General features: G+C 64.1%; 24 protein-coding genes. 12 read left to right on the forward strand and 12 right to left on the reverse strand.

The window, feature by feature from the left end; genetic code table 11:
- Positions 1 to 118: 118 nt before the first annotated feature.
- On the forward strand, positions 119 to 1,000 hold the full coding sequence (locus F3J20_RS17220) for an EamA family transporter (protein WP_167283998.1): 882 nt from the start codon (positions 119 to 121) through the stop codon (positions 998 to 1,000).
- Positions 1,001 to 1,132: 132 nt separating this feature from the next.
- On the opposite strand, the gene F3J20_RS17225 is transcribed toward F3J20_RS17220, so the two are convergent.
- Positions 1,133 to 2,752: an N-acetylmuramoyl-L-alanine amidase gene (locus tag F3J20_RS17225; protein ID WP_167283999.1), complete on the reverse strand. Its 1,620-nt coding sequence runs from the start codon at positions 2,750 to 2,752 to the stop codon at positions 1,133 to 1,135.
- On the reverse strand, positions 2,734 to 3,369 hold the full coding sequence (gene tsaE, locus F3J20_RS17230) for a tRNA (adenosine(37)-N6)-threonylcarbamoyltransferase complex ATPase subunit type 1 TsaE (RefSeq protein WP_167284000.1): 636 nt from the start codon (positions 3,367 to 3,369) through the stop codon (positions 2,734 to 2,736). The genes F3J20_RS17225 and tsaE overlap by 19 nt, the downstream gene beginning before the upstream one ends.
- Before the next feature lie 17 nt (positions 3,370 to 3,386).
- Between tsaE and queG the strand changes: the two genes are divergently transcribed.
- The gene (queG, locus tag F3J20_RS17235) at positions 3,387 to 4,685 is read left to right on the forward strand and encodes a tRNA epoxyqueuosine(34) reductase QueG (protein ID WP_167284001.1); all 1,299 of its coding nucleotides are present in this window, start codon (positions 3,387 to 3,389) and stop codon (positions 4,683 to 4,685) included.
- A gap of 116 nt (positions 4,686 to 4,801) precedes the next feature.
- On the opposite strand, the gene F3J20_RS17240 is transcribed toward queG, so the two are convergent.
- Complete coding sequence (locus tag F3J20_RS17240; protein ID WP_345889897.1) at positions 4,802 to 5,173, reverse strand: tyrosine-type recombinase/integrase; 372 nt, start codon at positions 5,171 to 5,173, stop codon at positions 4,802 to 4,804.
- Between F3J20_RS17240 and F3J20_RS17245 the strand changes: the two genes are divergently transcribed.
- Entirely contained in the window at positions 5,105 to 5,422 is a 318-nt protein-coding gene (locus F3J20_RS17245; protein ID WP_167284003.1) for a hypothetical protein, read from the forward strand. The two genes, F3J20_RS17240 and F3J20_RS17245, sit on opposite strands and share 69 nt — an antisense overlap.
- 333 nt (positions 5,423 to 5,755) lie before the next feature.
- On the opposite strand, the gene F3J20_RS17250 is transcribed toward F3J20_RS17245, so the two are convergent.
- Positions 5,756 to 6,229 carry a DUF2778 domain-containing protein gene (locus F3J20_RS17250; protein ID WP_167284004.1) on the reverse strand — a complete coding sequence of 158 codons (474 nt, stop codon included), beginning with the start codon at positions 6,227 to 6,229 and terminating at the stop codon, positions 5,756 to 5,758.
- A 792-nt stretch (positions 6,230 to 7,021) separates the two neighbouring features.
- Here F3J20_RS17250 and F3J20_RS17255 point away from each other — a divergent pair.
- The 4 genes from F3J20_RS17255 (at position 7,022) to plsY (ending at position 9,996) form a co-directional block, all read left to right on the forward strand.
- Positions 7,022 to 7,492 carry a methylated-DNA--[protein]-cysteine S-methyltransferase gene (locus F3J20_RS17255; RefSeq protein ID WP_167041005.1) on the forward strand — a complete coding sequence of 157 codons (471 nt, stop codon included), beginning with the start codon at positions 7,022 to 7,024 and terminating at the stop codon, positions 7,490 to 7,492.
- Between the two features lie 2 nt (positions 7,493 to 7,494).
- Complete coding sequence (xerD, locus tag F3J20_RS17260; protein ID WP_205299321.1) at positions 7,495 to 8,472, forward strand: site-specific tyrosine recombinase XerD; 978 nt, start codon at positions 7,495 to 7,497, stop codon at positions 8,470 to 8,472.
- Positions 8,473 to 8,720: 248 nt separating this feature from the next.
- Positions 8,721 to 9,212, forward strand: coding sequence for a Cys-tRNA(Pro) deacylase (gene ybaK / locus F3J20_RS17265; protein WP_167284005.1), 492 nt, complete (start codon positions 8,721 to 8,723; stop codon positions 9,210 to 9,212).
- Positions 9,213 to 9,360: 148 nt separating this feature from the next.
- On the forward strand, positions 9,361 to 9,996 hold the full coding sequence (gene plsY / locus F3J20_RS17270) for a glycerol-3-phosphate 1-O-acyltransferase PlsY (RefSeq protein ID WP_167284006.1): 636 nt from the start codon (positions 9,361 to 9,363) through the stop codon (positions 9,994 to 9,996).
- Between the two features lie 172 nt (positions 9,997 to 10,168).
- On the opposite strand, the gene F3J20_RS17275 is transcribed toward plsY, so the two are convergent.
- Complete coding sequence (locus F3J20_RS17275) at positions 10,169 to 10,654, reverse strand: YajQ family cyclic di-GMP-binding protein (protein ID WP_167041012.1); 486 nt, start codon at positions 10,652 to 10,654, stop codon at positions 10,169 to 10,171.
- A 204-nt stretch (positions 10,655 to 10,858) separates the two neighbouring features.
- Between F3J20_RS17275 and murB the strand changes: the two genes are divergently transcribed.
- Positions 10,859 to 11,995: a UDP-N-acetylmuramate dehydrogenase gene (murB, locus tag F3J20_RS17280; protein ID WP_167284007.1), complete on the forward strand. Its 1,137-nt coding sequence runs from the start codon at positions 10,859 to 10,861 to the stop codon at positions 11,993 to 11,995.
- Between the two features lie 191 nt (positions 11,996 to 12,186).
- Here murB and argF read toward each other — a convergent pair whose 3' ends face one another.
- Positions 12,187 to 13,116, reverse strand: a complete 930-nt coding sequence (gene argF / locus F3J20_RS17285; protein ID WP_167041017.1) for an ornithine carbamoyltransferase — start codon at positions 13,114 to 13,116, stop codon at positions 12,187 to 12,189.
- Between the two features lie 496 nt (positions 13,117 to 13,612).
- Here argF and F3J20_RS17290 point away from each other — a divergent pair, with 496 nt between their 5' ends.
- Positions 13,613 to 13,960 carry a DUF3579 domain-containing protein gene (locus F3J20_RS17290; RefSeq protein ID WP_167041020.1) on the forward strand — a complete coding sequence of 116 codons (348 nt, stop codon included), beginning with the start codon at positions 13,613 to 13,615 and terminating at the stop codon, positions 13,958 to 13,960.
- A 218-nt stretch (positions 13,961 to 14,178) separates the two neighbouring features.
- Here the strand turns inward: F3J20_RS17290 and rpsT are convergent, their stop codons facing one another.
- A complete protein-coding gene (rpsT, locus tag F3J20_RS17295) occupies positions 14,179 to 14,457 on the reverse strand; it encodes a 30S ribosomal protein S20 (protein WP_167041022.1) in 279 nt (92 codons plus the stop codon).
- On the opposite strand from rpsT, the gene F3J20_RS17300 reads away from it, so the two are divergent.
- The 3 genes from F3J20_RS17300 to F3J20_RS17310 all read left to right on the forward strand — a co-directional run bounded on the left by F3J20_RS17300 (position 14,456) and on the right by F3J20_RS17310 (position 17,447).
- Positions 14,456 to 14,626 (forward strand): hypothetical protein, encoded by a 171-nt coding sequence (locus F3J20_RS17300; RefSeq protein WP_167041025.1) that lies wholly within the window; start codon positions 14,456 to 14,458, stop codon positions 14,624 to 14,626. The two genes, rpsT and F3J20_RS17300, sit on opposite strands and share 2 nt — an antisense overlap.
- 422 nt (positions 14,627 to 15,048) lie before the next feature.
- A complete protein-coding gene (murJ, locus tag F3J20_RS17305) occupies positions 15,049 to 16,599 on the forward strand; it encodes a murein biosynthesis integral membrane protein MurJ (RefSeq protein ID WP_167284008.1) in 1,551 nt (516 codons plus the stop codon).
- 5 nt (positions 16,600 to 16,604) lie between these two features.
- Positions 16,605 to 17,447 (forward strand): SirB1 family protein, encoded by an 843-nt coding sequence (locus F3J20_RS17310; protein ID WP_167041257.1) that lies wholly within the window; start codon positions 16,605 to 16,607, stop codon positions 17,445 to 17,447.
- 171 nt (positions 17,448 to 17,618) lie between these two features.
- Here the strand turns inward: F3J20_RS17310 and F3J20_RS17315 are convergent, their stop codons facing one another.
- The 5 genes from F3J20_RS17315 to F3J20_RS17335 all read right to left on the reverse strand — a co-directional run.
- Positions 17,619 to 18,377 (reverse strand): 3-hydroxyacyl-CoA dehydrogenase, encoded by a 759-nt coding sequence (locus F3J20_RS17315; protein ID WP_167284009.1) that lies wholly within the window; start codon positions 18,375 to 18,377, stop codon positions 17,619 to 17,621.
- A 218-nt stretch (positions 18,378 to 18,595) separates the two neighbouring features.
- Positions 18,596 to 19,261, reverse strand: a complete 666-nt coding sequence (gene adk / locus F3J20_RS17320) for an adenylate kinase (RefSeq protein WP_167041031.1) — start codon at positions 19,259 to 19,261, stop codon at positions 18,596 to 18,598.
- Positions 19,262 to 19,480: 219 nt separating this feature from the next.
- A complete protein-coding gene (gene kdsB / locus F3J20_RS17325) occupies positions 19,481 to 20,275 on the reverse strand; it encodes a 3-deoxy-manno-octulosonate cytidylyltransferase (protein ID WP_167284010.1) in 795 nt (264 codons plus the stop codon).
- Between the two features lie 232 nt (positions 20,276 to 20,507).
- Entirely contained in the window at positions 20,508 to 20,711 is a 204-nt protein-coding gene (locus F3J20_RS17330; protein ID WP_007180583.1) for a Trm112 family protein, read from the reverse strand.
- On the reverse strand, positions 20,692 to 20,975 hold a 284-nt coding region (locus F3J20_RS17335), incomplete at its 5' end, for a tetraacyldisaccharide 4'-kinase (RefSeq protein ID WP_205299322.1). The genes F3J20_RS17335 and F3J20_RS17330, both read right to left, overlap by 20 nt.

Raw genomic sequence — 20,975 nt, forward strand, 5'->3', positions numbered from 1 at the left:
AGGGGTTGAACCGACGATTCTACTGCGCGCCGCGCATGGCCGACATGACGACGCGCGCCGCGCCGCGCGGTGCGGCTCCGCTAAACTGCCGGATCGAACCATCATATTGGAGACGCGGATGTCGCCTAGGGACTTGCTGCTTGCGCTGATCGTCGTGATCGCATGGGGCGTCAATTTCGTCGTCATCAAGGTGGGCCTGCATGGCGTGCCGCCGATGCTGCTCGGCGCGCTGCGCTTCACGCTTGCGGCGGTGCCGGCGGTGTTTTTCGTCAGGCGGCCGCAGATGCCGTGGCGCTGGCTGTTCTCCTACGGCGCGACGATCTCGTTCGGGCAGTTTGCGTTCCTGTTCTCGGCGATGTATGTCGGCATGCCGGCCGGGCTCGCCTCGCTGGTGCTGCAGGCGCAGGCGTTCTTCACGCTGATCTTCGCGGCGCTGTTTCTGCACGAACGCCTGCGTCTGCCGAACGTCGCGGGCCTGCTGATCGCGGCTGCGGGTCTCGCGGTCATCGGCCTGCAAGGCGGGCACGCGATGTCGCTCGCCGGTTTCGTGCTGACGCTGTGCGCGGCGGGCATGTGGGCGCTCGGCAACATCGTCACGAAGAAGGTCGGCAAGGTCGATCTGGTCGGGCTCGTCGTGTGGGGCAGCCTGATTCCGCCGCTGCCGTTTTTCGCGGCCTCGTTCGTGTTCGAGGGGCCGCGCGAAATCGCCGCCGCGCTGAGCGGCATCAGCGCGTTGTCGATCTTCGCGATCGTCTATCTCGCGTTTATCGCGACGTTGATCGGCTACGGGTTGTGGAGCCGCCTGCTGTCGCGCTATCCCGCGAGCCAGGTCGCGCCTTTTTCGCTGCTGGTGCCGATCGTCGGGCTGGCCTCGGCGTCGTTGCTGCTTGGCGAGCAACTCTCGGCGATGCAGGTGGCCGGCGCGCTGCTCGTGATGGCGGGGCTCGCGGTGAACGTGTTCGGCGGCTGGGTCGCGCAGCGCCTGATGCCGGCGCGGTGAGTGTCGGTGCGAGCGGTATGGCGTGGCGCAGGCGGCGCACCGCGGTTTTCGGGCGAGCAATAAAAAACGGCCTTATGGCCGTTTTTTATTGCATCGTGCGTGACACCGGATAGCACGCCCTCGCGCGCATCGTTACGTCATGCGACTCTTGGCGAGCGGCGGATTCGCCGCGAAATAGCGCTTGATGCCGCTCAGGATCGCGTTGGCCATCCTGTCGCGATAGGCGTCGTCGTTCAGGCGCCGCTCTTCGTCCGGGTTGCTGATGAACGCGGTCTCGACGAGGATCGACGGAATGTCCGGCGCCTTCAGCACCGCGAAGCCGGCCTGCTCGACCGAGCCCTTGTGCAGCTTGTTGATGTCGCCGATTTCCTTCAGCACGAAATTGCCGTAGCGCATCGAGTCGCGAATCTGCGCGGTGGTCGACATATCGAACAGCGCGCGGTTCACGGTCGCATCGGCCGATTTGACGTTGATGCCGCCGATCGAGTCCGACGAGTTTTCCTTGTTCGCCATCCAGCGCGCGGCCGCGCTCGACGCGCCATGCTCCGATAGCGCGAATACCGACGAGCCCTTCGCCTCGGGCGTCGTGAACGCATCGGCGTGGATCGACACGAACAGGTCCGCGCCGACGCGGCGCGCCTTCTGCACACGTACGTTGAGCGGCACGAAGAAGTCGGCGTCGCGCGTCATCATCGAGCGCATGTTCGGCTGCGCGTCGATCTTTGCGCGCAGCTTCTTCGCGATGTCGAGCGCGATGTGCTTCTCGTACGTGCCCGCGCCGCCGATCGCGCCAGGGTCCTCGCCGCCGTGACCCGGGTCGATCGCGACCGTGAGCAGGCGCACGGTGTTGCTGCGGCCCGATTTCGGCGTGCTGAACGCGTAGGTGTCGTCGCTGCCGCCAAGGGTGTCGTTATCGTTGTCGAGGCCGTGGGCGGCGCTGCTGCCGTTGGTGTTGCCCCCCTTGTTGCGGGCGAGCGCGGTGGGCGGTGCGGAAGGCGCGGCCGGCGTTGCCTGCCGGCCGGCGATAACCGGCGCGGACGGCGGCGTCGCGCCATGCGCGGGCGGATGCGGCACGCCAGCGGCGCCATTGCCGGCGCTTGTGCCCGCGCCGCCGTTCTGCGCATAGCGCTCGAAGAACGCCTCGCTGTTGTCGGCGGGCGGCGTGGTGCCGGGCCCGGCGAGCGCTGCGGGCGGCGCGCTGTTTTCCTCGTTGAGGGCCTGCTGCTTGCGCTCGGTCTGCGCGAGCAGGTCCATCAGCGGATCGGGCGCGACGGCCGGATACAGATCGAACACGAGCCGGTACTTGTACGCGCCGACCGGTTGCAGGGTGAACACCTGCGGCTTCACCGAACCCTTCAGATCGAACACCATACGCACGACGTGCGGCTGATATTGCCCGACGCGCACCGACGAAATCTGCGGATCGTTCGGCGTGATCTTGGAGACGAGGTCCTTGAGCGCCTGATCGAGATCGAGACCGCTCAGATCGACGACGAGCCGGTCCGGTCCCTGCAGCAGTTGCTGCGTATTCTGCAGCGGCTGATCGGATTCGATCGTCACGCGCGTGTAGTCGCGCGCGGGCCATACGCGCACGCCGAGCACCGAGCTCGCGAAGGCGAGACGCGGCGCGACGAGGCCGAGCACCAGCGTGGACGCGCCTGCCCGCAGAATCTGCCGGCGCCGCCAGTTATGCGTGGCGCCCGCGGCGGATTCGATCGAGTGGAACGGTTTGATCAACATCTTTCGAGACATGCCTTTCCTGATTCGCTATATGCCCGTGCGACGAGTACGCGTGCGTCTCCGTCACCGTCGAGCGCAAGCGAGAAGACGAGATCCGGTATGCCGAGCAGCGGGCCCGCGCGTTGCGGCCATTCGACGAGGCAGACCGCGCCGCTGTCGAAATATTCGCGAAAGCCCGCGTCGGCCCATTCGGCCGGATCGCTGAATCTGTACAGATCGAAGTGATAGAGCGCGAGTTCCCCGAGTTCCCCATTGGGCCGTTCGAGCACATAGGGTTCGACGAGCGTATAGGTGGGACTGCGCACGCGGCCGGTGTGGCCGAGGCCGCGCAAGGTCGCGCGCACGAGCGTGGTTTTGCCGGCGCCGAGGTCGCCGATGAGCTGCACCTGCAGACCGTGGAATGCCTGGCTGCTTGCCGCGTTGTTTGCCGCTTCGGGCTGCCGTGCCGACAGCGGTGCCTGCTGCACCCGCCGTTGCGCCTGCTGTTGCGTCGCCTCGCGCACGCCTTCGATGGCCCGCGCGAAACGCTCGCCGAACGCATGCGTGGCGGCTTCGTCCGCGAGCGCGAAGGCGCGTTCGAGCAGGACGGGAGCGGATGGCAGGTGCGCGTGATCGGGATTGGCAGGCATTCTCGTAAAATGGCGTGATGAACCGAAGTTCGACGTCCCCTGTTTCATGCGAGCCCGCATCGGTCGATGCCGGGCCGGCCGCGCATGCTCTCGATGCGGCGGCGCTGCATGCGCTCGCGTTCGACATCAAGACGTGGGGCCACGAGCTTGGTTTCGGGGCGATCGGCATCAGCGACACCGATCTTTCCGCCGCTGAAGCGCCGCTTGCAGCGTGGCTGGAAGCAGGGTGCCACGGCGAGATGGATTATATGGCGAAACACGGCATGAAACGCGCGAGGCCGGCCGAGCTTGTGGCCGGAACGCGACGTGTGATTACCGCGCGCATCGCTTATCTGCCCGCCTCGACGCTCAGTGGCGAGGCCTCTGAAAGTGCGCTGGAAGATGTGTCGGAAGGTGCGCGCGGGGGTGCGCATGAACACGCTTCCGAAAGCTCGCCGCAAGACGCCGCGCGCCCGCGCAACTGGCGCGCGGCCGAGCATGCGCGGCTCGCGGACCCGTCGGCGGCGGTGGTGTCGGTCTATGCGCGCGGCCGCGACTATCACAAGGTGATGCGTCAACGCCTGCAACAATTGGCCGATAGAATCGAAGCGGCAATCGGGCCGTTCGGCTATCGCGTGTTCACCGATTCGGCGCCGGTGCTCGAAGTCGAGCTGGCGCAGAAGGCGGGCATCGGCTGGCGCGGCAAGCATACGTTGCTGTTACAACGTGACGCGGGCTCGCTGTTTTTTCTCGGCGAAATCTACGTCGACGTCGCGCTGCCGACCGATGCCGAAACCTCGCCCGAGGTCGCGCCCGAAACGCCGGGCTCGCATTGCGGCAGTTGCTCGCGTTGCCTCGATGCGTGCCCGACCGGCGCGATCGTCGCGCCTTACAAGGTCGATGCGCGCCGCTGCATCTCGTATCTGACGATCGAACTGAAGGGCCGGATTCCCCTCGACCTGCGTCCGCTGATCGGCAATCGTGTCTATGGCTGCGACGATTGCCAGCTCGTGTGTCCGTGGAACAAGTTCGCGCAGGCCGCGCCGGTCGCGGATTTCGACGTGCGGCACGGGCTCGATCGCGCGTCGCTCGCCGAGCTGTTCGCATGGAGCGCGGACGAATTCGATACGCGCATGCAGGGCAGTGCGATTCGCCGCATCGGCTACGAGAGCTGGCTGCGCAATCTCGCGGTGGGGATGGGCAACGCGTTGCGCGCGGCGCCGCAGAGTCTCGGCGAAAAGGCGCGCGCGGAGATCGTCGCGGCATTGCGGGCGCGTGCCGGCGATCCTTCCGACATCGTGCGCGAGCACGTGGAGTGGGCGCTCGAAGCGGCGTAGAGTAGCTGCAATTCGGTAGCTGTAATTCGGCAGCCGCAATTCGCGGCGGCGGGGCGCTGTGCGGGTTTTTCATTTGCGCTCGCCGCTCAAGTTTTGAGCACGTTCTAGACGCTATTCTAGACAATGTCTAGAACTTTGCTCCCCCACGGAAGATCCAGATCGATGCTCGACGTCTCTGGAATCGCCTCCTTGATGTAGATCTCCGTCGTCTGCGCGCTCGTGTGCGCGAGGCGCGTCTGGATCGCTTCGCGGTGCTCGCCGCGTTTCGCCGCGTCGGTCGCGCCGATGGCCCGGATGTCCTTGAACTGCACGTCGAGCGTCACTTCGGCCTGCGCCTTCGCGCGGCGCCACATCGAATTCAATCCGCTCCTGGTGTACGGCGTGCCAACGCTGCGGCGGCGCAGGCAGGGGAACAGGCGATGGCTAATCGCGCGAAGGCTGACAAGGAGGCGGCCGCGCTCGCGCCCGGTGAGCTCGGCCGAGCTCAGAAAGGACCAGCAATCAAGAAAATCGCACGGGTGCTTCTCGCGGCGGTTCTGTCAGGGTGCGCTATCCAGCAGCCTGTTCAGCTACCGTCGGCGCCGATCGTTCCAACGACAATCGTCGACAAGGGTTGCGAGTGGGTGAAGTTCATCACGGCAAGTACTGACGATACGGAGGCGACGAAACGGCAGATCATCGCCCACGATCAAGCCTTCGTCGCGAACTGTCCTGATGCAGCTCCCGGCTCAGATTAACTGCGACTGAGCTTGCAATCCACCGACACCGGCGCAACCAGCCGATTGCAAGCTCCTACAGTGAGTCGTCAAGCCTTTGTCGGTATCGGGCGATGCACCGGCGGTAGATCAGGATAGCTGCCACGAACGCAAACACGGTGCCAGCTGATGAAATGAAGAATGCCAGATCAACTTCGTCAGATGCGGTTTTGCACTTGAATTTCAGAAGCAGGAAGTTCCAGACCGGATTTGAAAAATTCAAGGGGGTGTCTGGATGTGTGGCCCACCAGTATGCGTTGGCGAAAATGGCAACTACCAGACATGCAGCAATCGCTATGCAAACCAGAACCCTTTTCATTTCACGGGCAGCTCCCCGTACGCTTTGAGCTGCGACCCAGGAACAGCCAGCTTGGGTGTATCAGTGAGAATTGCACGGATCCGATGCCAGTCACCAAGATTCTCAATCGTCACGCAACCTTCGCTTTTTCCTATTCGGCCTTTGGGGTGCAGTCTGAAATTACCACGCAGGATACCGTCGCAAATAACGTGGTCATCATCAATACTCCCATCGATCGCATAAAGGGAAAACCACTCACTCTTGTTATTGCCATTCAGGTTTAACCAGTCCATCAGAGGGCCTACTGTCCCGCCTGACTTTCTATCAAAAATATAGTATCTGCCGACGGGAATTGCGCCATAGTTCGGTGTGCATGACAGGGATGCTTTATTGATATGACTGCCTTGACCCGAAAAAGCATCAAATTTCAGGGCGCCAATCTCGAACTTACTCATTGGCTTACCGTTCAATCTAAAGGTGCATTGAAGCATGGGCTCTCCGAATCGACTATTCAGCGGAAAATCTGAATAATCATGTTATGTAGGAGGGCGCATGATCGTCCACATCTATCTGCGGGGCTTGCAATCGGCTGGTCGCAAATAATGTGAGCCGGTGCCGATGGATTGCAGGCCGACGTGGATGATTGCAAGCTCACAGGATCACCCGCACTGGGGGTTGCGATACGTTGCAACATCGTGGACAACTGTCAACGAAGGCTGCGGGAGGTCAGTTGGTGTTAGCCAATATGCATCACGTGGCTAGTGGAAGAGGTATACCCGCATCGAGCACGAGGACGGTACGGCCCTCCATATCAGGGAACACGAGGACGAAACCGTTCAGGTGTTTATCGGAAATACCGTTGGTTATTCTACCGGCGCGGGTTTCTAGCAATTTCAGAATCGGTACACGTTTGCTGCGGCTTATGAGCTGAGTGACCAACCGCCGTAGCCAGTGCCAAATCGCGAGAGCCCTTATTTAAGCGCCCAGCCAGCACGCCCGCTGTAGTGGCGCAGGAGTGCTCTCAATGGCGGAAAAGTGTCTAGAACCAACGGCGTATACTCTAGCGTAACGCGGTTTTCAGTCGCTTAAAAAATAGGCGGATTCTAGACGGGGTTTGCCGACCACCTTTTCCAGCAAAGCTTTGCTGGGAGTGCATTCCGGCATGGGGTGCAGGTCCGCTACATGGCGGACGCGCCATGCAAACCTGCGGCGCGGGCGTGCTGCTTGCGCCGTGCCGCGCGTCATGCAATCCTTCAGGCCGCGCGAATGAGGAGCAGGCAATCATGTTCAACGCAGTGATCGATGCGCCGTTCGGCAAGGTCGGCATCCGTCTCGAAGGCGAGGCCGTGCGCGAGATCGTCTATCTGCCGCAGTCGACGCGCAATATCGCGCCCGATACGCCGCTCGCGCGCGAGGCCGCCGCGCAGATCGAGCGTTACTTCGAGCAGGCATCCGCGCCGTTCGAGTTGCCGCTCGCCGCATGCGGCAGCGCGTTCCAGCGGCGCGTGTGGCAGGCGATCAGCGAGATTCCGCCCGGCGTCGTGCTGACCTATGGACAGCTCGCCAAACAGTTGGGTAGCGTGCCGCGCGCGGTCGGCCAGGCGTGCGGCTCGAATTTCTTTCCGATCGTGATTCCGTGTCACCGCGTCGTGAGTGCGAGCGGGATCGGCGGATTCGCGCATCATGCGGGCGACGGTTTCTTTCGCAACGTGAAGCGCTGGCTGCTCGCGCATGAGGGTGTTCCGTACGCATGAGCATGACCGATACCGACATTTCCACCGATATCGCGGCGGTCGCACCGGCCGCCGCGCATACCGGCGACGCGGCGAACGCGTCGCCGCTGCTCGTCACGAGCGGCGCGTCGATCGACGCATTCTGCGACGCGCTGTGGCTCGAACATGGCCTGTCGCGCAACACGCTCGACGCGTATCGCCGCGATCTGCGGCTCTTCTGCGAATGGCTCGCGCACGCGCGCAACGCGTCGCTCGATACCGCGAGCGAGGCCGACCTGACCGCCTACAGCGCGGTGCGGCAGAAGGACAAGGCGACCTCGGCGAACCGGCGGCTCTCGGTGTTTCGCCGCTATTACGCGTGGGCGGTGCGCGAGCATCGCGCGGCCGTCGATCCGACGCTGCGCATCCGCTCGGCGAAACAGCCGCCGCGTTTTCCGTCCACGCTGAGCGAGGCGCAGGTCGAAGCACTGCTCGGCGCGCCCGATATCGACACGTCGCTCGGCTTGCGCGATCGCACGATGCTCGAACTGATGTACGCGAGCGGCCTGCGCGTCACCGAGCTCGTCACGCTGAAGAGCGTGGAAGTGAGCCTGAACGACGGCGTCGTGCGCGTGACCGGTAAGGGCTCGAAAGAGCGCCTGATTCCGTTCGGCGAAGAGGCGCACGCGTGGATCGCGCGTTATCTGCGCGACGCGCGCCCGGCGCTGCTCGGCGCGCACGCGGCGGACGCGCTGTTCGTCACGACGCGCGCGGAAGGCATGACGCGCCAGCAGTTCTGGAACATCATCAAGCGGCACGCGCAGGCGGCCGGCGTGCATGCGCCGTTGTCGCCGCATACGCTGCGGCACGCGTTCGCGACGCATCTGCTCAATCACGGCGCGGATTTGCGCGTCGTGCAACTGCTGCTCGGCCATACCGATATCTCGACCACGCAGATCTACACGCACGTCGCGCGCGAGCGGTTGAAGTCGCTGCATGCGCAGCATCATCCGCGCGGGTGAGGTTTGGCGATCGCGGTGGTAGGGTCGCGAGTCGCGCGCGGCGGCAAGCGCCGGAATTTCGCTGATGCGCGCGGGCAGGGCGGCGAGCAACGCGGCAATGTCGATCGTGGAACGGATGGATGAAACCGGATTCAACGCTGTCTCCTCACGCCAGCCTGATTCCGAACGATCGTGCCACAGCCGCTGGACCCGCACAATTGGCCGTTCGGCAAATAGCCGTCGCGCGGACTCGCCATTACAATGCGCCGATGAGCAAATCCAGACACGTCTCCGAAACGCCGGCCACACAGCTGTTGCGCCGCCACGGCGTCACCTTCGGCGAGCATCCTTACGACTATGTCGAGCACGGCGGCACCGGCGAATCGGCGCGCCAGCTCGGCGTGGACGAGCATCATGTCGTGAAGACGCTCGTGATGGAAGACGAGCATGCGAAGCCGCTGATCGTGCTGATGCACGGCGACCGCACCGTGAGCACGAAGAACCTCGCGCGGCAGATCGGCGCGAAGCGCGTCGAGCCGTGCAAGCCCGACGTCGCGAACCGGCATTCGGGTTATCTGATCGGCGGCACGTCGCCGTTCGGCACGCGCAAGCCGATGCCGGTGTACGTCGAGTCGAGCATTCTCGAGATGGACCGGATCTGGCTGAACGGCGGGCGGCGCGGCTTTCTCGTCAGCATCGAGCCGAAGGTGCTCACCGAATTGCTGGCGGCGCAGCCGGTGCAGTGCGCGAGTGTCGACTGATTTTTCAGGCGACGCCGGCCTGAATGTTGGCCGGACTGTTTTTCGCGCGGACGCGTTCGGTAGAATGTGCGCCGCCCTGTTTCGACGGGCATGCCCTGATGCGGTTGGGGTGTCGAGTGTCAGACCGCGATCCTTATAAGAGTCCCAGATGCAAAATGTGATCGTTGCTGTCGTTGCCTATCTGATCGGTTCGCTGTCGTTCGCTGTGATCGTGAGCGCCGCGATGGGTCTCGACGACCCGCGTTCGTACGGCTCGGGCAACCCCGGCGCCACCAACGTGCTGCGCAGCGGCAGCAAGAAGGCGGCGATTCTCACGCTGATCGGCGACGCGTTCAAGGGCTGGCTGCCGGTCTGGTTCGTCGTGCATGTCGGCTTGCGTTACGGGCTCGACGACAAGTCGGTGGCAATTGCGTCGCTCGCCGTGTTTCTCGGGCACCTGTATCCGGTTTTCTTCCGCTTCAAGGGCGGCAAGGGCGTGGCGACCGCGGCCGGCGTGCTGCTCGCGATCAACCCGACGCTTGGCGTCGCCACGCTGCTGACCTGGCTGATCGTCGCGTTCTTCACGCGCTATTCGTCGCTCGCGGCGCTGTGCTCGGCGGTGTTCGCGCCGCTCTTCTACGTGTTCCTGTTCGGGCCGCGCATCGTCGCGCTGGCGGTGCTGGTGATGAGCGCGCTGCTCGTCTGGCGCCATCGAGGCAATATCGCGAAGCTGATGCGCGGGCAGGAGAGCCGGATCGGCGACAAGAAGAAGGCGGCGAGCCCGGCGGCGGGGAACGATCTTTGAGGCGGGGTTGAGTGGCCGTGGCGGTTTGACGTCCGCTTTTTGACGTCCGCTTCGGCGCGCAAGTCGTCGCGGATGCAAGGTTTGCCGATGTTTCCGATACCGCGGCGGCGGCCGTCCGGGCGCTGGCGCGAGGCTTGCCGCCAGCCCCGCGCAAACCTCGCCGCCTAGTCGCCTAGTCGCGGAAATTGTTGAAGTCGAGCGGCGTGTCGGTCACGTCCTTGCGCAGCAGCGCGATCACGCTTTGCAGATCGTCGCGCTTGCCGCCGGTCACGCGCACCGCGTCGCCCTGAATGCTCGCCTGCACCTTGATCTTGCTGTCCTTCACGATGCGCACGATTTTCTTCGACAGATCGCCGGACACGCCCTTCTTGATCTTGATGACCTGCTTGACCTTGTCGCCGCCGATCTTCTCGATCTTGCCGTAGTCGAGAAAGCGCACGTCGACATTGCGCTTGGCCATTTTCGACAGCAGCACGTCTTTCACCTGGCCGAGCTTGAAGTCGTCGTCGGCGAAGGCGGTGAGTTCGTTTTCCTTGTGCTCGACGCGCGCGTCGGAGCCCTTGAAGTCGAAGCGCGTGGAAATTTCCTTGTTGGACTGTTCGATCGCGTTCTTGACTTCGATCATGTTCGCTTCGCAGACGACGTCAAACGATGGCATTGCATTCTCCCAATAGTGCGGCGGTGCGCGACGCGGCCGGTCGGCTGCTCGCGGGGCACTCGCTATAATCACGGACCGGACGTCATTTTACCGACGCCGCTCCCTTTTGCCCAAGGCCGCCGCGCAGTGTCGCGAGAGCGGCCGATCCGGCGCCCGACGGCGCTACTTTGTCGCCAGTCGACGTTTCCCCTGATTTTCGCTCCGATGTCCCGATCCGATTCCGCCGCCGGTTCCGTAGCTGCTTCTGCCGCCGTTTCTGTGGCGGCGTCCGCCGCTTCCGTTGCCGATTCCGCCGCGCTTCTCGCCGACTATTCGCTGAAGGCACACAACACGTTCGGCTTCGACGTGCGTGCGCGGTTTGCCTGCGTGATCGAGCGCGAGCCGCAACTGCTGGCCGCGGTGCGCGATCCGCGCGTCGCCGGCTTGCCGCGCCTCGTGCTCGGCGGCGGCAGCAACGTCGTGCTGACCGGCGACTTCGCCGGGCTCGTGCTGCTGGTGGCGCTGCGCGGCCGCCGCGTCGTGCGCGAGGATCAGGACGCCTGGTACGTCGAAGCCGCCGGCGGCGAGCCGTGGCACGAGTTCGTCGCGTGGACGTTGGCGCAGGGGCTGCCCGGCCTCGAGAATCTCGCGCTGATTCCGGGCACGGTCGGCGCGGCGCCGATCCAGAACATCGGCGCATACGGGCTGGAGATGTGCGAGCGCTTCGTGTCGCTGCGGGCGATCGAGCTGGCGACCGGCGAAGCGATCGAACTCGATGCGCAGGCGTGCCGTTTCGGCTACCGCGACAGTTTCTTCAAGCGGGAAGGGCGCGAGCGTTTCGTGATTACCTCGGTGACGTTCCGTTTGCCGAAGCACTGGCAACCGCGCGCCGGCTACGCGGATCTGGCGCGCGAGCTGGCGGCGCAAGGCTATGAGGTCAGCGCCGAGACGGCCGGCGGCGTGCGCCCGCAGCCGACCGCGCAGGCGATCTTCGACGCGGTGGTCGCGGTGCGGCGCGCAAAGCTGCCCGATCCGCTGCAACTCGGCAACGCGGGCAGCTTCTTCAAGAATCCGGTGATCGAAGCGGCGCAATTCGATGCGCTCAAGCGCCGCGAGCCCGACGTCGTGTCTTATCCGCAGCCCGATGGCCGGGTGAAGCTGGCCGCGGGCTGGCTGATCGACCGATGCGGCTGGAAAGGCCGTGCGATGGGGGCGGCGGCCGTGCACGACCGGCAGGCGCTCGTGCTCGTCAATCGCGGCGGCGCGAGCGGCGCACAGGTGCTGGCGCTCGCGCGGGCGATCCAGCGCGACGTGCTCGAACAATTTGGCGTGGAACTGGAGGCGGAACCGGTGTGCCTGTGACGCGCGGTTTCGGGTTTTGTCGAGGCGGAAATAAAAAAAGCGCTGGGCGTGTTGTCCCGGCGCTTTTTTGTTTCTGGCTTCAGTCGTGCCGCTGCGTGGGCGCTTGCGACGCCCCGGACGCATGCCGGGCGTGACGCCGGCGGCGGATGCCTTGCCTCGTATTCAAGGCCCCGTCGCGCTTGCGCCCATGCTCAGTGGTTGAGCTTGCCGAGCAGCAGGAATTCCATCAGCGCCTTTTGCACGTGCAGACGGTTTTCCGCCTCGTCCCACACCACGCTTTGCGGACCGTCGATCACTTCCGCGCTGACTTCCTCGCCGCGGTGGGCGGGCAGGCAGTGCATGAAGAGCGCGTCCGGATGCGCGCGCGCCATCATGTCGGCATCGACGCACCAGTCAGCAAAGGCTTGCTTGCGCGCTTCGTTTTCGGCCTCGAAGCCCATGCTGGTCCAGACGTCGGTCGTCACGAGGTCGGCGCCCGCGCAGGCCTCGTTCGGATCGTCGAATTCTTCGTAGAACGGCGCGCTTTCGGCGGCGACGAGCGCGTGGTCGACCTTGTAGCCCGGCGGCGTGGACACGCGCAGCTTGAAGCCGAGAATCTGCGCGGCTTCGATCCACGTGTAGAGCATGTTGTTCGCGTCGCCGACCCAGGCGACCGTCTTGCCGCGGATCGGGCCGCGATGCTCGAAGTACGTGAAAATATCTGCGAGCACCTGGCACGGGTGGTATTCGTTGGTGAGCCCGTTGATGACCGGCACGCGCGAGTTGTCGGCAAAGCGCTGGAGGATGTCCTGGCCGAACGTGCGGATCATGATGATGTCGACCATGCGCGAAATGACCTGCGCGGCGTCTTCGATCGGCTCGCCGCGGCCAAGCTGCGTGTCGCGCGTGCTCATGAACACCGCGTGGCCACCTAGCTGGAAGATGCCCGCCTCGAACGACAGACGCGTGCGCGTCGAATTCTTTTCGAAGATCATCGCCAGCGTGCGGTCGTGCAGCGGGTGATAGGTCTCGTAGTTCTTGAATTTGCGTTTCAGGATGCGCGCGCGTTCGAGCACGTACTCGTAGTCTTCCAGCGAGAAATCCTTGAACTGCAGGTAGTGGCGAATTTTCTTGGCGGTCATAAAACAAATACGGCGGTCTCACCCGGCAGGGTTGCCGGACTGCGCCGCCGTCGTTTGGTGGTAACTCAATGCAGGATAAAGGATTTCTCCCCGTTTGACGAGTCGGCCAGAGGGCCGGGAGAGGGGTCTGAAAGCGTCTCGCGGACACCGCGGCGTGCCTGTGTGCGGTGCGGAAGAAGGTCCGCTGCGCTATAATCTCAGGGTTATCCCAAGCCCGGCAAGCCGATGTTCCGTATCGAGAAATACGGCGCAAACGCGGCTCGCAAGGTGCGGAAAGCCTGTCGCGGCGTGGCCGTCTTGGCAGGCGTCAAGGCGGTTCAGCCGGTTCCCGCAGCCGTTCTCGTGGTGGGTTCGTTAGTGTTTGCGTCAGCGCCAGCCTGCGTCGCAGGCGGTCGCAAGCGACTGCCGTGCATGCCGTCCGCGGCGAGTCCGGGCGCACGGCCGGTGCATCGCCGGTTTGCCGTCATCCGCTGGGCAGTTACACAGGTATTCCTACATGGCCGAAGCAGCTCCAATCGAATATTTCATTCAGGGCATCACGTCGACCGGAAAAAAGTTTCGGCCGAGCGACTGGTCGGAGCGGCTCGCGGGCGTGATGTCGTCCTTTGGGCCCGGTGTGAGGAAGGGGCCGAACGCCTATATGCAGTACTCGCTGTACGTTCGGCCGACCATGGTCGGCGACCTCAAATGCGTGATTCTCGATTCGCGCCTGCGCGACATCGAGCCGATGGCTTTCGACTTCGTGCTCAATTTCGCGAAAGACAACGACCTCGTCGTGACCGAGGCCTGCGAACTGGAACTCGAGCACGCGCCGCCCCCGCAAGCCAAGCGTCACGTGATCTGAGGCAGGCTGACCGGTCGGTCGAGGCAAAAACAAGAACCCGCGAGTAGCGGGTTTTTTTACGGCCAGGCATTGCGAGGCATTGCGGCCGGGCGGGGCCAAACTCGGTGGTTTGCCGGAACGTGGGCGCAAACGGCCCGTGCGAAACAAAAAAGCCCGCCAAAGCGGGCTTCTCGTGCAGCGGAAACAGGAGGTGGCCCACCGAAGCGGGCCGACCGGAATTACTGCGCTGCGGGCGCTTGCAGACCCTTGACGGCTGCAGCGAGGCGGCTCTTGTGGCGAGCTGCCTTGTTCTTGTGAATGATGTTCTTGTCGGCGATGATGTCGATGGTCTTCGACGATGCCTTGAAGATTTCAGCGGCCTTAGCCTGGTCGCCTGCGTCGATTGCCTTGCGGACAGCCTTGATAGCCGTGCGGAACTTCGAGCGCAGTGCCGAGTTGTGCGAGTTTGCCTTCGCGGCCTGGCGGGCGCGCTTGCGTGCTTGTGCGGAGTTAGCCATGACGGTTCCTTATCCTGTTCCTGTTTCCAGTACCCGCCATTCGTGTGGCGAGGTGCTGCTTCTCGATCCGAACCCCTGGAAGCGATTGCCCAAGGGCGCAAAAGTGTCGAAAAAATCGATCGAACTACGCGAAGGCGGGCCCGTGTTTCGGGTTGTTCCGGCGGATTGACGGGTGGCGTGGTGCCAACCCGAGAATCTTGTCCGAAAAACCGTTCGAAAACTGAGCGAGCTTCGAAACCGACGATTATAGCAACAAAATCAGGCACGTGGCAACGACAATGCGTGACTGTGCAACAGCGGCCGGCGTGGTGTCATGCCGGAAACCTATGCTTCGGGCGCTGGCCTTATGAAACCGCAGAGGAAAGGGCGAAGCGCTGGCCGTATGCGCCAGGCCTGAACAGAGAACCGAACCGGGAGGCTCATCCATCCGACTCGCCGGCAAAATCCGCCGCGTCGAGCCGGAAAAAGCACAGAAAAGTACGAAAAACAACGCTTTGCAGCCCATTGCCGCGAACGTCCTCGCGGCAAATCGGTCCGAATCGCGTTCCGGCTCGTCGTCCGCATTTGCGGCACCCGTATAATAAGCGCCCCATGAATCTATTCCGAGCCCTGCTGACGGTCAGCGGCTTCACGCTGCTGTCGCGCGTGACCGGACTGGCCCGTGAAACGCTGATCGCCCGTGCGTTCGGTGCCAGTCAATACACTGACGCGTTCTACGTCGCCTTTCGCATTCCCAACCTGCTGCGCCGGATTTCCGCCGAGGGCGCGTTCTCGCAGGCCTTCGTGCCGATCCTCGCGGAGTTCAAGAACCAGCAAGGCCACGACGCCACCAAGGCACTCGTCGACGCGACCTCGACCGTGCTCGCGTGGGCGCTCGCCGTGCTGTCGGTGCTCGGCGTGCTCGGCGCGTCGGGCGTTGTGTTCGTGGTCGCATCGGGCCTTGCGCACGAGGGCCACGCGTACGATCTCGCGGTCGCGATGACGCGCATCATGTTCCCGTACATCATCTTCATCTCGCTGACGTCGCTCGCGTCCGGCGTGCTGAACACGTACAAGAACTTCTCGCTGCCCGCGTTCGCGCCGGTGCTGCTGAACCTCGCCTTCATCGCGGCCGCGGTGTTCGTCGCGCCGCATCTGCAGACGCCGGTCTACGCGCTCGCGTGGGCGGTGATCGTCGGCGGCGTGCTGCAGTTCATCGTGCAGCTGCCGGGCCTGAAGAAGATCGACATGGTGCCGCGCATCGGCCTGAATCCGTTGCGCGCGCTCGCGCATCGCGGCGTGAAGCGGGTGCTCGCGAAGATGGTGCCGGCGATGTTCGCGGTGTCGGTTGCGCAGATCAGCCTCATCATCAACACGAACATCGCGTCGCACATCGGTCCGGGCGCGGTGTCGTGGATCAACTACGCCGACCGGCTGATGGAGTTTCCGACCGCGCTGCTCGGTGTCGCGCTCGGCACGATTCTGCTGCCGAGCCTCTCGAAGGCGCATGTCGACGCCGATTCGCACGAGTATTCGTCGCTGCTCGACTGGGGGCTGCGCGTCACGTTCCTACTCGCGGCGCCGAGCGCGGTGGCGCTGTTCTTCTTCGCCGAGCCGCTGACCGCCGTGCTGTTCAACTACGGCAAGTTCGACGGCAACTCGGTCGTGATGGTGAGCCGCGCGCTCGCCGCCTATGGCGTTGGCCTGATCGGCCTGATCATGATCAAGATTCTCGCGCCGGGCTTCTACGCGAAGCAGGACATCAAGACGCCGGTGAAGATCGGCGTTGGCGTGCTGATCGTGACGCAGTTGAGCAATTACGTGTTCGTGCCGGTGTTCTCGCATGCGGGGCTGACGCTGAGCGTCGGGCTCGGTGCCTGCATGAACGCCTTGCTGCTGTTTATCGGTCTGCGCAAACGCGGCATTTACATGCCGTCGAGCGGCTGGCTCAGGTTTTTCGTGCAGTTGCTCGGCGCGTGTCTCGTGCTGGCCGGGGTGATGCGCTGGCTCGCGATCAGCTTCGACTGGATCGGCATGCATAGCCAGCCGCTCAACCGCATCGTGCTGCTCGGCGCATGCCTCGTGCTGTTCGCCGCGCTATATTTCGGTATGCTTTGGCTGATGGGCTTCAAGTACGCGTATTTCAAAAGGCGAGTGAAGTGATCACGATGACGCGGGTTCTCGATTATTTCAGCACGCTCGTCGCCGATGACGAAAGCCTGCCCTTGACCGAGACGGCGCTCTCGCTCGCGCAGGACGCCTATCCCGACCTCGATCTGCAGGCGGCGCTGTCCGAGCTCGATGAACTGGTGCTGCGTCTGCGGCGCCATATGCCCGAGGATGCCGACATCCGGCAGAAGGTCGGCGTGCTGAACCGGTTCTTTTTCCGCGAACTCGGTTTCGCCAGCAATCTCAACGATTATTACGACCCCGATAACAGCCATCTGAATGCGGTGCTGAAGCGCCGTCGCGGCATTCCGATTTCGCTCGCGGTGCTGTATCTGGAGATGGCCGAGCAGGTGGGTATTCCGGTGCGCGGCGTATCGTTTCCGGGCCACTTTCTGCTGCGCGTGACGACGCCCGACGGCGACGTGATGCTCGATCCGACCAACGGCCATTCGCTGTCCGAAGCGCAGATGGTCGAGATGCTCGAGCCGTACGTGGCGTCGGCTGGCGACTCGATCGGCCGCGCATTGCGCATGCTGCTGCAGCCGGCCACGCGCCGCGAGATCATCGCGCGGATGCTGCGCAATCTGAAGGCGATCTATCTGCAGACCGAGCGTTGGCAGCGGCTGCTCGCGGTGCAGCAGCGGCTCGTCATTCTGCTGCCGGACAATATCGAGGAAGTGCGCGATCGCGGTTTCGCGTATGCGCGGCTCGACTATCTGCGTCCCGCGCTCGAAGACCTCGAAAACTATCTCGGTGACCGCCCCGATGCGGAAGATGCCACGGTGGTCGAGTCGCAACTGCATGAGTTGCGGCAGCGCACGCGGCACGATGGCGGCGCATGACGGGGGCAGGGCGGCGCGCGCTGGCGCATAACAGCGCATAACGGCCGCGAGCGGTTTTAAGCCTGCATAAAACGCAAAAGCCTGCACAGGGTTCGTGTGCAGGCTTTTTTTCGCTTCGCGCCGCAGGCCGCGCGAGGGCGGCATGGCCTCGCGTTTCAGGCGGCCGTCATTTCACTTCGGCTGCATGCGAATCGCGCCGTCCAGACGGATCACTTCGCCGTTCAGCATCGGGTTGTCGAAGATCTGCTTGGCGAGCATCGCGTATTCCGCCGGTTTGCCGAGGCGCGGCGGGAACGGCACCATCGCACCGAGCGCGTCCTGTACTTCCTGCGGCATGCCGAGCAGCATTGGCGTTTCGAAGATGCCGGGCGCAATCGTCATGACGCGAATGCCATTGCGTGACAGGTCGCGCGCGATCGGCAGCGTCATGCCGACCACGCCGCCCTTCGACGCGGCGTAGGCCGCCTGGCCGATCTGACCATCGTACGCGGCGACCGACGCCGTGCTGATGATCACACCGCGCTCGCCATACGCGTTCGGTTCGTTCTTCGACATCTGCATTGCCGCGAGCCGGATCATGTTGAACGTGCCGACCAGGTTGATCGAGATCGTGCGCGCGAACAGATCGAGCGGATGCGCGCCATCCTTGCCGACGGTTTTCGCGGCCGGCGCGACGCCCGCGCAATTGACGAGACCGCGCAGCGTGCCGAGTTTGGCCGCGGCTTCGACGGCCTGCGTCGCGTCCTCTTCGCGGCTCACGTCGCATTTGACGAACACGCCGCCGAGTTCCGCCGCGAGCGCTTCGCCCGCGTCCACGTTGAGGTCGGCGAGCGCGACCTTGCCGCCGTGTTCGGCGATGAGGCGCGCGGTAGCGGCGCCGAGACCCGATGCACCGCCGGTGATCAGGAATGCGTTGTCACGAATTTCCATGTCTTCTCCTTTGCTGCGGTTACTCAGTGCTGTTTCGATCGAGTCTGGGTTCGCCGACCGATTGTAGCGGTTGTGCTGCGATGCAAAAGGCTAGCGCGTCCGTGTGACGCTATGCCTTCTCCCGGCAAAAGTCGGTCGCGTTCCGAGCGGCGCGCATCAATGAAAAACCCGCCGGAATAGGCGGGTTTTTCGTCGAACGCAGGCGGCGGACGGCGTGCTTACTTGAGCGCGTCGAACGCGCGGGCGCGGATTTCGTCGACGCTGCCGAGGCCCGAAATGCGGCGGTATTGCGGTGCCTTCAACTGGGTCGAGGCGTCGCCGTGATTGGCCCAGTCGTTGTAGTAGTCGATCAGCGGCTTGGTTTGCGACTCGTACACTTCGAGGCGCTTCTTGACCGTTTCTTCCTTGTCGTCGTCGCGCTGGATCAGCGGCTCGCCGGTCACGTCGTCGATACCTTCGACCTTCGGCGGATTGAACTTGACGTGATACGTGCGGCCCGAGGCCGGATGCGAGCGGCGGCCGCTCATGCGCTCGATGATCTCGTCGAACGGCACGTCGATTTCCAGCACGTAGTCGATCGCGACGCCGGCCTGCTTCATGGCCTCGGCTTGCGGAATCGTGCGCGGGAAACCGTCGAACAGATAGCCGTTCGCGCAGTCCGGCTGTTGCAGACGCTCTTTCACGAGGTTGATGATGAGTTCGTCCGTGACGAGCTCGCCCGCGTCCATGAAGCGCTTCGCTTCGAGACCGAGCGGCGTGCCTGCCTTGACGGCCGCGCGCAGCATGTCGCCGGTGGAAATTTGCGGAATGCCGAATTTTTCCTTGATGAAGTTTGCCTGAGTGCCCTTGCCCGCGCCTGGTGCACCCAACAGGATCAAACGCATGTGATATCTCCAGATCTATGTGAATTCTTTGGTGACGCGGCAACTATCCCGGCGACGCTGACTCTCCGAAGGGCTCGCATCGGCTGGCCGTTGCGCGTTTCGCGCTGCACGTCGAAAACGACGGCGCTGCGGAAGGCAACGTTGCGATCGGGACAACCCTGGGTGTCGCCTGTTATGGGGGCGCGCACAACCGTCCGATTATGCCATGGCTTCCCGCGCTCAAGACCCGAATAAAGTCCGCACGCGCGCGAGATCGGCGGGGGTATCGACACCCGGCAGCGGCACGTCGTGCGTGACGAGCACGGCGATGCGCTCGCCGTGCCACATCGCGCGCAACTGTTCGAGCGCTTCGGCCTGTTCGATCGGCGAGATCGCGAGACTCGGGTACGTGCGCAGGAATTTCGCGCGATAGGCATACAGGCCGATATGCCGGTACACGACCGCAGGGGCGGGCGGCGTGGGCATCGACGCGACGTTCGGCCAGTGCGGCTGCCATGCGTCGCGCGCCCACGGAATCGGCGCGCGCGAGAAGTACAGCGCGACGCCGCGCGCATCGGGCACGACCTTGACGACGTTCGGATTGAAGATTTCGGCGGGGTCGCTGATCGGATGCGCGGCCGTGGCGATCGCGCAGCCGTTCGAGGCCGCGAGATGCGCGGCGACACCATGCACGAGCGCGGGGTCGATCAGCGGCTCGTCGCCCTGCACGTTGACGACGATCGTGTCGTCGCTCCAGCCGAAGCGCGTCGCCACTTCCGCGAGACGGTCCGTGCCCGACGGATGATCGGCGCGCGTGAGCACCGCGTCGAAGCCGTGAGCGTGCGCCGCGTCGAGCACGTCCTGCGCATCCGATGCGATCAGCACCTGCTGTGCACCCGACTCGCGCGCGCGTTCGGCGACCCGCACCACCATCGGCTTGCCGCCGATGTCGGCGAGCGGCTTGTTGGGCAGACGCGTCGAGGCGAGGCGGGCCGGCACGACGGCGATAAACGGATGAGTGGCGGTGTGGGTCATCGAATGAAAAGGCGGGCGGCGATAAAAGCGAGGGAAGCGGTTGCGCGCGCGGCGCGCCGCGGATTCGGGCTGAAACGACAAGCAGCGCTGAACGGCAAAACGGTGGAACGACGTGCGAATCTGCGGAAAGGCGGCGAACCGGCGGCTACGGGCGATGCGAAGAACTCGGCGAAACCGCGTGCCTCTCAACCGTGTACTGCCGCACTCGCCGCTTTGCTTCGGGCAACCGGATTCAGGCAACCGAACCCGGATTCAGATCGACCGGCGTGCCTTCCACGGTTTGCCGCGCTTCGTCGACGAGCATCACGGGGATGCCGTCGCGGATCGGATAGGCGAGCTTGTCCGCGTTGCAGATCAGTTCCTGCGCGGCGCGGTCGTAGCTGAGCGGGCCCTTGCAGATCGGGCAGACGAGGATTTCAAGCAGGCGAGCGTCCACGGACTTTCTCCACAACTAATGCAGTGAGGCGATGATCGAGCGCGGCTTCGACCGGGACTACCCAGATGCGCGCATCGTGCCAGGCCGCCAATTTTACCGCATCCTTTTCCGTAATCAGGATCGCATCGGCGTCGACGTCGGCGAACGGATTGCGCTCGAAGGCGTAGTGATCGGGCAGCGCGCGGGTCGCCGGCGCGAGGCCGGCCGCGCGCAGCGTCGCGAAAAAGCGCTCGGGCGCGCCGATGCCGGCCGCGGCCAGCACGC

This window comes from Paraburkholderia sp. Cy-641 (assembly GCF_011752945.1).
In the GTDB taxonomy this organism is placed as follows: domain Bacteria; phylum Pseudomonadota; class Gammaproteobacteria; order Burkholderiales; family Burkholderiaceae; genus Paraburkholderia.

Coding starts and splice junctions, on each gene's coding strand:
- F3J20_RS17220 (WP_167283998.1), top strand. CDS start 119: ATGTCGCCTAGGGACTTGCTGCTTGCGCTGATCGTCGTGATCGCATGG.
- F3J20_RS17225 (WP_167283999.1), bottom strand. CDS start 2,752: ATGTCTCGAAAGATGTTGATCAAACCGTTCCACTCGATCGAATCCGCC.
- tsaE (WP_167284000.1), bottom strand. CDS start 3,369: ATGCCTGCCAATCCCGATCACGCGCACCTGCCATCCGCTCCCGTCCTG.
- queG (WP_167284001.1), top strand. CDS start 3,387: ATGAACCGAAGTTCGACGTCCCCTGTTTCATGCGAGCCCGCATCGGTC.
- F3J20_RS17245 (WP_167284003.1), top strand. CDS start 5,105: ATGGCTAATCGCGCGAAGGCTGACAAGGAGGCGGCCGCGCTCGCGCCC.
- F3J20_RS17250 (WP_167284004.1), bottom strand. CDS start 6,229: ATGCTTCAATGCACCTTTAGATTGAACGGTAAGCCAATGAGTAAGTTC.
- F3J20_RS17255 (WP_167041005.1), top strand. CDS start 7,022: ATGTTCAACGCAGTGATCGATGCGCCGTTCGGCAAGGTCGGCATCCGT.
- xerD (WP_205299321.1), top strand. CDS start 7,495: ATGACCGATACCGACATTTCCACCGATATCGCGGCGGTCGCACCGGCC.
- ybaK (WP_167284005.1), top strand. CDS start 8,721: ATGAGCAAATCCAGACACGTCTCCGAAACGCCGGCCACACAGCTGTTG.
- plsY (WP_167284006.1), top strand. CDS start 9,361: ATGCAAAATGTGATCGTTGCTGTCGTTGCCTATCTGATCGGTTCGCTG.
- F3J20_RS17275 (WP_167041012.1), bottom strand. CDS start 10,654: ATGCCATCGTTTGACGTCGTCTGCGAAGCGAACATGATCGAAGTCAAG.
- murB (WP_167284007.1), top strand. CDS start 10,859: ATGTCCCGATCCGATTCCGCCGCCGGTTCCGTAGCTGCTTCTGCCGCC.
- argF (WP_167041017.1), bottom strand. CDS start 13,116: ATGACCGCCAAGAAAATTCGCCACTACCTGCAGTTCAAGGATTTCTCG.
- F3J20_RS17290 (WP_167041020.1), top strand. CDS start 13,613: ATGGCCGAAGCAGCTCCAATCGAATATTTCATTCAGGGCATCACGTCG.
- F3J20_RS17300 (WP_167041025.1), top strand. CDS start 14,456: ATGACGGTTCCTTATCCTGTTCCTGTTTCCAGTACCCGCCATTCGTGT.
- rpsT (WP_167041022.1), bottom strand. CDS start 14,457: ATGGCTAACTCCGCACAAGCACGCAAGCGCGCCCGCCAGGCCGCGAAG.
- murJ (WP_167284008.1), top strand. CDS start 15,049: ATGAATCTATTCCGAGCCCTGCTGACGGTCAGCGGCTTCACGCTGCTG.
- F3J20_RS17310 (WP_167041257.1), top strand. CDS start 16,605: ATGACGCGGGTTCTCGATTATTTCAGCACGCTCGTCGCCGATGACGAA.
- F3J20_RS17315 (WP_167284009.1), bottom strand. CDS start 18,377: ATGGAAATTCGTGACAACGCATTCCTGATCACCGGCGGTGCATCGGGT.
- adk (WP_167041031.1), bottom strand. CDS start 19,261: ATGCGTTTGATCCTGTTGGGTGCACCAGGCGCGGGCAAGGGCACTCAG.
- kdsB (WP_167284010.1), bottom strand. CDS start 20,275: ATGACCCACACCGCCACTCATCCGTTTATCGCCGTCGTGCCGGCCCGC.